Genomic DNA, 12,416 nt, shown 5'->3' with positions numbered 1-12,416 from the left:
GCTTTTCAAAAAAATACAATATATTTGCCGGAATTATATAAATTATTCAAGTTTCGGAAGTGTAAACCCTCGTTTATAGTTGACAAAAAAGCAAGTACCCCAATTTTCGCCCGAAAAGTCCATCCGTGAGGCGGAGAAGCGAATTTCAGACTTAACCATCTGAAAAGCAACATCTTTTAAAAGTAAGATTTCTGTTCTCAAAAGCTTTGTTTTAACATAGAGTTAAAGCTTGTTCTTTGGATGCGAATAACAAATTCTTTAAATGCAAAAGACTTGTTATTTGCGCATAAGAATAAGACAGCCTGAAAAAAGCGTTAACAATGTTAATTGAAGAAAGGTATAAGGATGAAGATACCGGTTCAGACGGCATAAATTCACTTCTAAGACTTGGGTGCACTCGGAGCAAATGCGATGAATGTATAACGAAAAGAGATTCACCACAGGGTTTCACAGAGTTTCACAGAGTAAAAATGATAAAGAATAAAACTCAGTGAGACTCTGTGTGACTCTGTGGTAAATCATTCTCCTTTTGCCTTCATCAGTTTTCCGGCTTTGAGATCAATATAATAAAGCATTCCCCGGGCTATCTCCATACGCCCGATTTCCTTGTCTGGAAATTCGGCTAACAGCCCCAACAAATCGCCCGTCTCGGGGTCATAGCGCTGTATCTTCCCGCTCTTTTGTACTGACATCAGGAGCTCTCCGCCATAGGACAGCAGTCCCAAAGGCTGTATGGCGTCGTACTTAAATACGGCATCGGAAGTGATGTGTGTCTCTTCGCCAAACACAATTTCCATTTTTGAGGGAGTAAACACTTGCAGGCTTTTGTTGTACCAGTCGGTGAGGTACATGCGCCCGTTATGCTCCGCCATGCCATGAATGCAGGGCTGATAGTCATATCCGATCCCTTCGGGTACCTTTACCTTTCCGATCCAGGGGACACGAAACGCAGGCTCGGTAACAGCTTCATAAATCCAATAACCGCGAATGGTATTTTTATCACGCACCATCAGCCTCTCACCGCATTCGCGAAGACCATAACAATGAGTCATGCTGTAAATATCGTCACCCCACTTTCCATCCGAACGCCCGATGGCATTGACGAACTGAAGGGTACGACGGTCGAAAATGTTGATACGGGAGCTGTACATGCCCACAAAAACATAACGGTCCGAAACAGCCATATCTCCTATCTCAGCGTTAAATGTCTCTTTAGTATCTTTCCGCATCCACGAATCGATGCGTCCGATCAGCTCGCCTGTCGTCAAGTTCAACAAAAGAACAGAACGGTCGGCGGCATTATTGTTGGCAACAAATAATGTATCCCCTTTGACCCGTACGGACCGGGGAGTAAAATTGGCCGGAAGCACTCCGGGAATAATCACTTCGCCGGCATCGGTAAACGTGGTATAAACCGGTTCTTCGGGAGAGGTATTGCCTTTATCAGCCGGTTCTTCGTCCTTGGAACAGGATACACAACAGGCAGCAGACAGCAATAATAACAGATATAAAAATTTTAAATTCATGTTTACTTAATTTTTTGAATTTCATTCACTACAGGGTTTCACAGAGTCTCACAGAGTTTTGTACTCTATATTTTCACTCCGTGAGACTCTGTGATCCTCTGTCGTGAGCTTTTTTAGTCCAGCTCGGATATTTCAACAAACATTACTTTTCCCTGTATCAGGCGCGGAGCGTTCGCGTTCCGGCCTGAAAGATAGAACATATCGTTATGGAAAAAGAGGCGTCCCGGAGCACCGAATCCCATTCCTCCGGCAAAAGAAGAGTAAGCGTCCTTCTCCTCTCCGGTGAGGAGATTCACTCTTACGATACGGTTATTGGCACAGACAACGTACATTTCATCCTGAAAGAATCCCATACTCAACGGCTTGCTTTGCATACGGTAGGAACGGACAAAGCGGACCGGCTCTCCTTTCGTAGTAACGGTGGAGGGATCGATTACGAGGATACGCGCACTTTCATAGTCCGATACGTAAATAAGTTCCTTGTAACGTGCCACGGTCTCGAGGTTAAATCCATTGTTGGAAGTTGTGCTGTCGGTGTTCTGGGCAAACACGGGGACCTTGAAACGATTTTCCGGTGTACAGTCCGAAAGCTGTACCACCTTGATTTTTTGTTTATCACGAATAAATAGTTTGTCACCGACTACTTCGGCAGACTCGCATTGCAACAACGAGCTCGACTGCCAACCTGTACGCCCGATAGTGGTTACATACGTATAATCGTTTCGGCGAAACATGTCGATCCGGGAAGAGCGGTTCACCACAAAAATATAATCGCTGTTGACGGCTACATCCATCACTTGATTATCGAACTTTTCAGCTTTTCCGTCATACGTCCAACCTGTCAACGAGTAAAGCAATTCGCCGGTGGAGGCACGAACAATCCGGACACCATCCGATCCGTCGGCACGGTTGGCTATAAAAAGGGTATCACCCGAACGGCGCATTCCCACAGGATTATAGTTCTGTGTACCTACACCGATGGCTGCCGCATCCAGCTCTTTCTCAAAAGTCAGTGTAAGGATGGAATCGGTAGTGAAACCGAACCCCGGCATATTGTTTTTATCACATGCGGCAAAAGTGAGCAGCAAAGTCGCCACTACCATAAAAATGCTGTATCTTTTCATCATAACTCTATGTCGGGATTATCGGCATCGTTGATACCGGGGTTATAATCATTGTAACTCTTGAATGGATTGATGATATAAGGCAACATCCGGTGTTTCATCATGTAACGGTATACTTTCGGCACAATCTCGTCGGGCACCGATCCATAACATAAGCTGCTGGAATGGCCGTAACCCAGACAGTGTCCCAATTCGTGAATCCAGACATGAAGCACCCAATTGCAATCTATCGCTACCCGGTTCTGGTAGAAGAAGCCCGAAAGATATTCCTCACGCAATCCCAGTGCGTTTCCTCCGCCAAGTCCGGCGATTCCGGGCCCGGTGACTACTCCGAACACCAGACTTTGCTTATTCAGAATGGATTTCAACAATCCCTCACGGTCAATCTCCTTCCCTGCATCGTTATGGATGCTGCCTTTATAATTCATCAATGAATCACGAAAAATTCCGGAACTGAACATAACGGCCATATTTACCGCTGAAGTGGCATAATAACGGGCTGCATTGGGCGTCATCACTCCCCAGTTACCACTACCGTATTTTCCCATCTGAATGCGGGTCTTCATCTTGATGGTTTTCAACATATCGAATACAGAATCGTTGCATGTAAGCAACAGTTCGTACTGATCGGGAGAAAGCAAAGCCAGATTGTTGACACGGACAGGCTTGCCGCTTTTGGAGGGATAGACTGCCTCGCCCATCTTCAGCGGAGAATCCAACCGGATATTGTAAAAGCCCGGAACTTCTTCAAACTGCATCAGATGGATGGTATCACGCAAATGGGGCATCGTAAGCCATACGGAGACTTCTTTGAAATCGTGAGCCATACCATTGAACAGGCGGAGCTTTCCGTCTGTCATCGATACATTAAGCGGTTGGTTCACATAGAAGGCACGATCGGCCGAAACAATGTCATCAACGCTCTCACCATCTTCAAACATCTGTTCTCCCTGATTGAGAAACTCCTCTGCCGAAATTTTAGTCAAGGCAGGCGGTGTGCCAAAGGCATTGAGAATGTCGACGGTATCATCATCCTGGCAAGCAAACAGAGAGAGTGCCAGAAGCGAAATACCTAAAACTTTCTTTTTGTTCATAGTGTAGGGTTTATTTGTTTTTTGAGGGCGCAAAGATAATACAAAAAGGGAAAATGCAAATAAAGGTGTCCAAATACTGTCCGCCAATCGACAGAGAAACCGCATCTCAAATAAAAACAGGCAAATCTTATCCGATCTCAAACGATTCTTTGTAAATTTGCACATACTTATTTATTAGACAAAACATTATGAAAAAACTCTTTTTATGGGCACTGTCAGCCTTGTTAACCTTTCCGGCAGCTGCTCAGGACTTTGTCCCCGAAGCTTCGTTTTACGGCGAAAACTACTGGACTCCCGACACACTGGGTAATCACCGTGCCGTTGTTTCAATGAATACTCCCGCCACCGTAGCGGAAGCTTATATCCCCTGGCGCAGACGCGACGCCAATCCCGAACAGAAAGGGATTATTGTGATGAATGCTTCTACCGGCAAAGTAGTGGACAATGTACTTCCGGTGGAAATCAACCGTGAGTACGGACGTATCCGGTTCGATGCCAGTACAGGTGCAGGGAATTACTATGTATACTATCTGCCCTACCATACATCGGGAGGTCCATACCCCAAAGTGAACTATCCGAAACAACCTGACAGAGCCGACGCACAATGGAAAGCAATCTGCAGTTCCACTCCGGGAACAAAGGTGACCCGGGCCAAACTGGTCAGATTCGAATCGTTAGGCAGTTTCAACAGCTTCTATCCGATGGAAATCATTGCCACAGCAAAAGAGAAACAGGCATTGGCAGAAGCCAATAGCAATAAACCGTTCCTGCTGCTGCCCGAAGACCGTAAGTTCCCTATCCGTATGTTCGACGATCTCTCGTACCGTCAGGTAACCCAAGGAGCCACCGGCGAATTTTTTGGTGAAGCAGACTTAAACGAATATTATGTATTGCAACTCGGACTATGGGCTTTCAAGAATCCGGTGAACGGGGTCAAAGTAACCTTCACCGACCTGAAAGGTAAAGACGGGATGATTCCGGCATCGGCCATCACTTGTTTCAATACGGAAGGGACCGACTGGATAGGGCGCCCGATGCATCCGGAAGTAAACGTGGGCAAGGGGCGTGTACAGCCGCTTTGGATAGGCATTCAGATGCCGGAACATGCCGGCAGAGGCATTTATAGCGGTAAAGCCATTGTCAGCGATTCATCGGGAGCCTCTCAGGAGGTAAAGATCACGATCAACCTGTCCGACAATGTGCTGGTAGACAAAGGAGACAGTGATTTGTGGCGTTTGTCACGCCTGCGCTGGCTGAATTCACAATATGCCGTAAACGACCAACTGGTGAAGCCGTTCATTCCGATGACGGTGACAGACAACACAATCAGCGTATTGGGACGAAGCGTCACTGCCGGCGAACTGGGATTACCGGCTTCCATCCGGAGTTATTTCACCGAAGAGATGACCTCCGTTGGCAAAGAAGCCAAAGACATTCTGGCAAAACCGATGGAGCTCGTCATCCGCCGGAATGGAAAACAACTGCCCGTCACCATCACTTCACCATTGAAATTCGGCAAGAAGGAAGACGGGATTGTTAGTTGGACAGCTGCCGGGAAGGCCGGATCACTCGATGTGACGGTACATGCCAGCATGGAGTTCGACGGTTTCATGAGTTATCAGATTAAAGTAAAAGCAACCGAAAACACATCGGTAGATGACATAGCTCTGATGACTTCCATGCCGGCAGCGACTGCCAAATATCGTTTGGGAATGGGATATGAAGGTTCTCTGCGTCCTAAAAGCGACCGATGGAAATGGAATGTGGAACGCAATCAGGAAGGTTTCTGGTTCGGCGACGTAAACGGTGGAATGCAATGCCTGTTCCGTGCGGAAAACTACCGCCGCCCGCTGAACACCAATTTCTACAAAATGCAACCGCTGAACATGCCGCCATCCTGGTTCAACGATGGCAAAGGAGGCATCAGCTACCGGGAACAGGGAAAACAAGTGGATATCGAAACCTACAGCGGAAAGCGGACCATGACCAAAGGAGAAGAGCTGAACTTCGACTTCCTGGTGCTGGTGACACCTTTCAAACCGATAGACACCATGAAGCAGTGGACCGATCGCTACTATCACGGTTACCAGCCTGCCGAAAAACTGAAAGAGGGTGATGCGCATGCTTATCAGGCGGTAGACGTAGTAGCCGAAACCGGAGCGAACGTCATCAACCTGCATCACGGCAATGCAGTCAACCCGCATATCAACTATCCGTTCTTCCGTCCGGCCTTCATGAAGCAGTACGTGGACGAATCGCATGCCAAAGGTTACAAAGTGAAAATCTACTACACCGTAAGGGAGCTGAACAATCACGCACCGGAGCTTTTTGCCCTGAAAAGTCTCGGACACGAGATCTTCTCTCCGGGCAAAGGAGGAGGATATGCATGGTTGCAAGAGCATCTGGACGGTGACTACATCGCCGCATGGTTTGTAGATGCCTACAAAGATGCAGCCATCGTGAATACCGGCATTTCACGCTGGCATAATTTTTACGTGGAAGGGCTGAACTGGCTGACAAAGAATGTAGGTATCGACGGTGTATATATCGACGACCTGGCTTTCGACCGCAACACCATGAAACGTATCCGCCGGGTACTGGAAAACAATCGTCCCGACCCGCGCATCGACGTTCATTCCGCCAACCAGTTCAATCCGGCGGACGGGTACATCAACAGCATCTTCCTATACATGGAACACATGCCTTACCTGGACCGTCTTTGGTTCGGCGAATACTTCAAATACGAAAAATCACCGGAATACTGGCTGACAGATGTTTCGGGTATCCCCTTCGGCATGATGAGCGAAATGTTACAGGACGGTGGCAATCCTTACCGGGGTATGCTATACGGCATGACAGCACGCGAACCGATGGAGTCCGTCCCTTCACAACTCTGGAAGGTATGGGATGCTTTCGGTATCAAGGACAGCCGGATGATGGGGTATTGGGTATCATACAATCCGGTGAAAACAGGACGCAGCGATATTCTGGCCACTTCATTTATCAAAGATGGCAAAGTGATGATAGCCATTGCCAGCTGGGCAAAGAAAGACAGTGAGGTGAAACTACAAATTGACTGGGATAAACTGGGGATAGACCCCGACAAGGCAAAACTGACGGCACCTGCCATCAAAGGTTTCCAGGAAGGATTCACACTGTCAGCCAAAGATAAAATCAAAATACCGAAAGACAAAGGCTATATCTTTATTCTGGAATAAAGATAGATAAAATCAATGAAGGTGTGTCGAAAGTATTTTTCATCTAAGAAGGAAGCTACTTTTGACACACTTTTATATCCACCAGACTTAGTAGAACTTCTGAAGCTAACCTAATGGCAAAACAACTAAAATCAAAAAGCCGGATAGCTAATACAAATCTTGCTCACTAAATATTTTATGCGCTAATAGAATGCCCCAAACATTCAACGAAGTAAACCTATAACTCTATTGAATTTTTTTTAATATTCCTTGTTCTTCACGAAAATCCGAGTAAATATTCTGCTTATTAGTGTAACAATTAATAAAATGATTTACAACATATTATAATCAAAGTCATACCCTAATTTATGTTCCCTAAAATGTAAAAAGCACAATTAAAGAAACAAACATCCAATGGACACCTACTTTGCTAATTTTAATAGGTACATTTGAAAACTACCCCATTAACTCACTACAATTTCCAGTATCAATTCACATAAAAAATCAATGAATCATGAAAGGTAAAGAGAGAAAAAAAGAAAAAAAGAAAGATAAGTCGACTAAAAGTGACAAAATCTTAACGGACTATCAAAGAGAGAAAAACAGTAAGTCGGAAAAAGGACTTCACATAAAACAAGCCACCTAATGATTAAGGTACAAAGAGAAGGTATAATACTGAAAACAACGAATCTTACTTTCGAGAACGAAAGTGTGATGAACCCAGCCGTCATTGCCGAAGGAAATACGGTACACATGTTTTATCGAGCTGTCAGAGAAGGCAATCATTCCACTATAGGCTATTGCCGTTTGGAAGGACCATTGAAAATGGTGGAAAGAAACAGCATTCCGTTATTATTCCCCGAATTTGATTATGAATGTCAGGGAGTAGAAGACCCTCGAATCGTAAAAATAGAAGGGATATACTATCTCACTTACACTGCTTATGACGGTTTCAGTGCCATGGGGGCATTGGCCGTGTCGGAAGATTTAGTACATTTCACTAAAAAAGGAGTAATCACTTCCCGATTCACTTATCGCCAATTTAAAGAACGGGTAATACTGGAAGGAAAACATACCAGCAAATACTTCCGCTCAGGTAATAAGAGGGAAGAGACTTCTCCTATCGGAAAGCCCATTTACCTGACAGATAAAAATGTCGTATTCTTCCCCCGGAAGATAAATGGAAAATTTTTCTTCCTGCACCGCATCAAACCTGATATACAATGGGTAGCTGTAGACAAATTAGAAGACTTAACCCATAATTTCTGGGATAAGTATTTCCTCAATTTCACACATCATATCTTCTTTGAGCCACACTATGACCACGAATCAAGCTATATTGGCGCCGGTTGTCCGCCAATAGAAGTTCCGGAAGGATGGCTAATGATCTATCATAGCGTACATGATACGCCGAGCGGATACGTTTATTCAGCTTGTGCTGCTCTCCTCGATAAAGACAATCCTACAATTGAGATAGCCAGACTCCCTTATCCTTTGTTCAGTCCGGAACAAGAGTACGAAACAACAGGAGTGGTCAATCAAGTGTGCTTCCCCACCGGAACAGCTATTTTTGACCATCGGTTATATATCTATTATGGCGCAGCCGATAAATGTGTCGCTTGCGCTTCGATACCGATACAAGAGTTAATCAATGAATTAATGATCTACAAAAAATGAAAGAGATAGTATGTATTACCACTTATCCACCACGAGAATGTGGTATCGCCACATTCTCCGACGACTTGATTCAGGCCATTCTTAACAAGTTTGGAGAATCTTACTCAATAAAAGTTTGTGCACTGGAGTCAAAACTGGAGCAGCATGAATATGAACCAATTGTGAAATATACTCTGAATACCTCAGTGAGTAATGAATTTGCTACTGTCGCAAAAAAGATAGAACAGGATACAGCCATCGAATTAGTCTGTATACAACATGAATTCGGACTTTTCCGTGAACATGAAGAGCTGCTACCCGCATTTATAAAAAATCTTGGGAAACCGGTCATCATCGTTTTTCATACAGTACTCCCCCATCCTACAGAAAAACAAATAAGATATCTGAACGAGTTAACAGATACGTGTTCAGCTATTGTGGTGATGACACAAACGTCTGCCCGAATCTTAAAAGAAGATTACCTGCTAAATGCCGGAAAAATAGAGATCATCCCTCATGGCACCCATCTGGTATCACAGATGGACAAGCGCAAACTGAAAGAAAAATACGGATATTCCGGGAGGCAGGTGTTATCAACCTTCGGATTATTAAGCCCAGGGAAAAGCATTGAGACTACTTTGGATGCACTACCGGGTATTATTAAAAAAAATCCAGCTGTTTTATTTCTTATCATCGGAAAAATGCATCCTACCATACTGAAAACCAATGGGGAAACATACCGTCTGATGCTTGAAAAGAAAGTAAATGAACTGGGATTGGAAGAACATGTGCGTTTCATCAACCGATATTTGGAACTACATGTCCTTTTGGAATATCTGCAACTTACAGATGTCTATCTGTTTACATCGAATGATCCGAACCAGGCTGTCAGCGGAACCTTTGTTTATGCACTCAGCTGTGGATGCCCCATCATTGCCACTCCTATTCCCCATGCACTGGAATTATTGGAAAATGAAGCCGGACTAATTTTCAACTTTAGAGATTCGACACGATTGACAGAACTGACTAATCAGTTGTTAATGAACAGGAAGCAGCAACAACAAATGAAAATCGTCTGTTTGCAGAAAATGGCAGAAACAGCATGGGAGAACGTAGCCATTGCCTACGCCTCTTTATTTAAAGAAAAGATTGGCTTTACAGAAACATTGAACTATTCAATACCTCCTATCAACATCGAACATATCAAACGAATGAGCCATAACTTTGCCATGGTACAGTTTTCAAGAGGTAACCGTCCTGACATCACCACAGGGTATACCCTTGATGACAATGCACGGGCACTGATGGCATTATGCCAAATGTATATTGAAACCCAGGATATATCGTGCGAAAAGTATATCCGGACATATCTGAATTTCATTATATACTGCGCACAACCAAATGGCAAATTCCTGAATTATGTAAATAAAGACTTAATATTCACTCCGCAAAATCAGGAGGTGGGACTAGAAGACAGTAATGCCCGAGCAATAAGTGCACTGGGTTATTTCATTCTACACAATGAGTTATTTCCCGGTTGTCCGATAGCGGAAATTATCCAAGTATTCAAATCCGCCATCAGTACCCTTTATCAACTGCAATCTCCTCGCAGCATAGCATTCGCAATCAAAGGATTATCCTGGTATTATCAAAGATTCCCCTCAACTGACATTTATTCTCTAATCTGTCTGTTAGCGAACAAACTGGTTGAGCACTACATAGCTAACACAAGTGAAAACTGGTTATGGTTTGAGACCTATCTCACCTACGAGAATAGTGTATTATCGGAAAGTCTACTGTATGCCTATGCTATCACCCATAATGAAGTATATAAAAATACAGCAAAAGAATCATTCGACTTTCTACTCAAAAAGATATTTTGTGGTTCGCAAATAAAGGTTATCTCCAATAAAGGTTGGTTACACAAAGGCAGAGAAAACTACAACTACGGAGAGCAGCCCATTGATGTGGCAGGAACTGTAATTGCGTTAGCTAAATTTCACAGTACCTTTCGTGAAAAAGAATATTCAGTGAAACAGAATGAAGCCTTTAGCTGGTTCCAAGGTAATAATCATCTCCGCCAAATTATCTATAATCCGGCTACAGGAGGATGCTATGATGGGCTGGAAGAGACTAATATAAACCTGAATCAAGGGGCTGAATCGTCAGTCTGCTACTTATTAGCAAGATTGGCTATGATATAAGGACCACCGTCAACAAGATAGTGTATATATGGTAGAAGGTGTGTCATAACTCACCACAGATTACACGGATTTACACAAAATGATTTTAATCTACTGACAACCAATAATATTTATTTGTGTAATCTGTGGTGAATATGCATTTTGACACATCTTCTTACTTCTTTATTATTTCATACAAAAAGAGTCTTTGTGAGGCGGCACACCAGAAGTGAACTTCTAGTTGTGAATATAATGCCAAGAGGTATTAACTACGCCTGCACCGACACTATCAGCATATTCAAAATAGCAGCCACTCAAGGGCATCCTTCCACCGAAAATTAACACATTACAATTAGATACATATTTTAGTAACCTTCAATAATAATATTTCCGAATATATCTTTTTTGACGACTTGTTTTTTCCCACGATTATTTTCGATTATTTTGTTACCGAAGATATCTGTCTTAATGGTCTTTTTATAACCCCTACCATCCTCAACAATGGTATTTCCAAGAATGTCTTTGTTGATTGTTTTCTTTCCTTGATTAGTTGCCGAATATTCATGATTATTTCTGATAGAATTTACAGCATAACTCTCTATTATTTGAGGAATCAAAACAAGCTGAACTGTGAATAGAATAAATAAAATCTTTTTCATGATGTTTTTTTAGGTTTGCAACAAAAGTAATAGACAATAAATTCTCTAATTACTGATAAGAAAAAGCCTAAAATTATATGGGATCAGACAGCAAAGCTCACAAAAAATATCCGAATTTACATTTTCACTTTTTGAGTATCCTCTTTAAATAGTTGAGATCCAACAATAAATTCACAGTCTCAAACTTTCCTTTATAGAATACAGCCCAGTTATTGAAAACGCAGGGCAATTCCTTTGCTTTTTGTAACGTATCCACTTGAATGAAAGATACGGGAACATCATTCATTTCGCAATACTGTTTTATCATTTCAATATTTTGACAGATATAGGGACATTGCATATCATAGTAAATCGTCAGTTCTTTGCTTTCAATCTCCTGCTTCTTTACATTTTGCGCAAACCGGGGTATTGTTCCGTCAAAAGAAAGCGCAAGCAATTCATATCCATTATCAGTAGTATCAACAACTTCAAAACCGAACTTCTTCGCAAATGATTGGTCAGAAAGCCAGGATTTTTGTTTTTTTGCTCCCAGCATACAAATACCGGATTTACCCTTTGCTTTGGCATCAGCCAAACAATACTCCATCAATGACTTTGCATACCCTTTTCCTTTGTAACTACCTAAAACCCATAAGCAATATACGTAATAATAGTTATCACCGGTTATGGGGACCCAAGCTGTTTCAAGGGGAGCATATTCGATAAAAACCGTAGCCTTTGCATTCAATTTTCTAAAGACGTGACCTTCATTCAGCCGGTCAGAAAGCCATCGCCGCTTTGCTTCAATACCCTGATGTGGCTTTTTACTGCGGATAATGCAACATAAATGCTCATCGGCAAGGTTTTCTGTTGTCAAATTTACAAAATCAGTATCCATATACGCACCCTCACTTTAAATTTAGACATTATCAACCAACTGACCGGGATAGTGCCACTTTATGACTATTATTAATAAATCACAAAGCACCAATGTAGTG

General features: G+C 43.0%; 9 protein-coding genes and 1 pseudogene. 5 read left to right on the top strand and 5 right to left on the bottom strand.

Features of this window, described 5'->3' with window-relative positions; translation table 11 throughout:
• The first annotated feature begins 236 nt into the window (after positions 1-236).
• Positions 237-494, top strand: a pseudogene (locus FDF36_RS21455) (hypothetical protein).
• Between the two features lie 24 nt (positions 495-518).
• Here FDF36_RS21455 and FDF36_RS09635 read toward each other — a convergent pair.
• The 3 genes from FDF36_RS09635 to FDF36_RS09625 form a co-directional block, all read right to left on the bottom strand.
• Positions 519-1,526 (bottom strand): NHL repeat-containing protein, encoded by a 1,008-nt coding sequence (locus FDF36_RS09635; RefSeq protein ID WP_220391198.1) that lies wholly within the window; start codon positions 1,524-1,526, stop codon positions 519-521.
• 113 nt (positions 1,527-1,639) lie between these two features.
• Entirely contained in the window at positions 1,640-2,653 is a 1,014-nt protein-coding gene (locus tag FDF36_RS09630; protein ID WP_220391197.1) for a glycoside hydrolase family protein, read from the bottom strand.
• Positions 2,650-3,744 carry a hypothetical protein gene (locus tag FDF36_RS09625; protein ID WP_220391196.1) on the bottom strand — a complete coding sequence of 365 codons (1,095 nt, stop codon included), beginning with the start codon at positions 3,742-3,744 and terminating at the stop codon, positions 2,650-2,652. The genes FDF36_RS09630 and FDF36_RS09625 overlap by 4 nt, the downstream gene beginning before the upstream one ends.
• Positions 3,745-3,932: 188 nt before the next feature.
• Between FDF36_RS09625 and FDF36_RS09620 the strand changes: the two genes are divergently transcribed.
• From FDF36_RS09620 to FDF36_RS09610, 4 genes are all read left to right on the top strand, one after another.
• Positions 3,933-6,962, top strand: coding sequence for a glycoside hydrolase domain-containing protein (locus FDF36_RS09620; RefSeq protein WP_220391195.1), 3,030 nt, complete (start codon positions 3,933-3,935; stop codon positions 6,960-6,962).
• Positions 6,963-7,455: 493 nt separating this feature from the next.
• Complete coding sequence (locus FDF36_RS21230) at positions 7,456-7,587, top strand: hypothetical protein (RefSeq protein ID WP_259281404.1); 132 nt, start codon at positions 7,456-7,458, stop codon at positions 7,585-7,587.
• Entirely contained in the window at positions 7,587-8,618 is a 1,032-nt protein-coding gene (locus FDF36_RS09615; protein WP_220391194.1) for a glycoside hydrolase family 130 protein, read from the top strand. The genes FDF36_RS21230 and FDF36_RS09615 overlap by 1 nt, the downstream gene beginning before the upstream one ends.
• Positions 8,615-10,801, top strand: coding sequence for a glycosyltransferase (locus FDF36_RS09610; protein WP_220391193.1), 2,187 nt, complete (start codon positions 8,615-8,617; stop codon positions 10,799-10,801). Before FDF36_RS09615 ends, FDF36_RS09610 begins: the two co-directional genes overlap by 4 nt.
• Before the next feature lie 344 nt (positions 10,802-11,145).
• Here the strand turns inward: FDF36_RS09610 and FDF36_RS09605 are convergent, their stop codons facing one another.
• Entirely contained in the window at positions 11,146-11,439 is a 294-nt protein-coding gene (locus FDF36_RS09605; protein WP_220391192.1) for a hypothetical protein, read from the bottom strand.
• 124 nt (positions 11,440-11,563) lie between these two features.
• On the bottom strand, positions 11,564-12,316 hold the full coding sequence (locus tag FDF36_RS09600; RefSeq protein ID WP_220391191.1) for a GNAT family N-acetyltransferase: 753 nt from the start codon (positions 12,314-12,316) through the stop codon (positions 11,564-11,566).
• Positions 12,317-12,416 lie beyond the last annotated feature (100 nt).

The sequence above is a fragment of the Bacteroides fragilis genome (genome assembly GCF_019583405.1).
GTDB lineage: Bacteria > Bacteroidota > Bacteroidia > Bacteroidales > Bacteroidaceae > Bacteroides > Bacteroides fragilis_B.
Note: the sequence above shows the minus strand (reverse complement) of the source record. Positions and strands in the feature narration are given on the sequence as shown.

Bases quoted from the DNA above. Each gene is read 5' to 3' on its own strand.
- FDF36_RS09620 (WP_220391195.1), top strand. From the start codon at position 3,933: ATGAAAAAACTCTTTTTATGGGCACTGTCAGCCTTGTTAACCTTTCCG.
- FDF36_RS09635 (WP_220391198.1), bottom strand. From the start codon at position 1,526: ATGAATTTAAAATTTTTATATCTGTTATTATTGCTGTCTGCTGCCTGT.
- FDF36_RS09610 (WP_220391193.1), top strand. From the start codon at position 8,615: ATGAAAGAGATAGTATGTATTACCACTTATCCACCACGAGAATGTGGT.
- FDF36_RS09600 (WP_220391191.1), bottom strand. From the start codon at position 12,316: ATGGATACTGATTTTGTAAATTTGACAACAGAAAACCTTGCCGATGAG.
- FDF36_RS09625 (WP_220391196.1), bottom strand. From the start codon at position 3,744: ATGAACAAAAAGAAAGTTTTAGGTATTTCGCTTCTGGCACTCTCTCTG.
- FDF36_RS09605 (WP_220391192.1), bottom strand. From the start codon at position 11,439: ATGAAAAAGATTTTATTTATTCTATTCACAGTTCAGCTTGTTTTGATT.
- FDF36_RS09615 (WP_220391194.1), top strand. From the start codon at position 7,587: ATGATTAAGGTACAAAGAGAAGGTATAATACTGAAAACAACGAATCTT.
- FDF36_RS09630 (WP_220391197.1), bottom strand. From the start codon at position 2,653: ATGATGAAAAGATACAGCATTTTTATGGTAGTGGCGACTTTGCTGCTC.
- FDF36_RS21230 (WP_259281404.1), top strand. From the start codon at position 7,456: ATGAAAGGTAAAGAGAGAAAAAAAGAAAAAAAGAAAGATAAGTCGACT.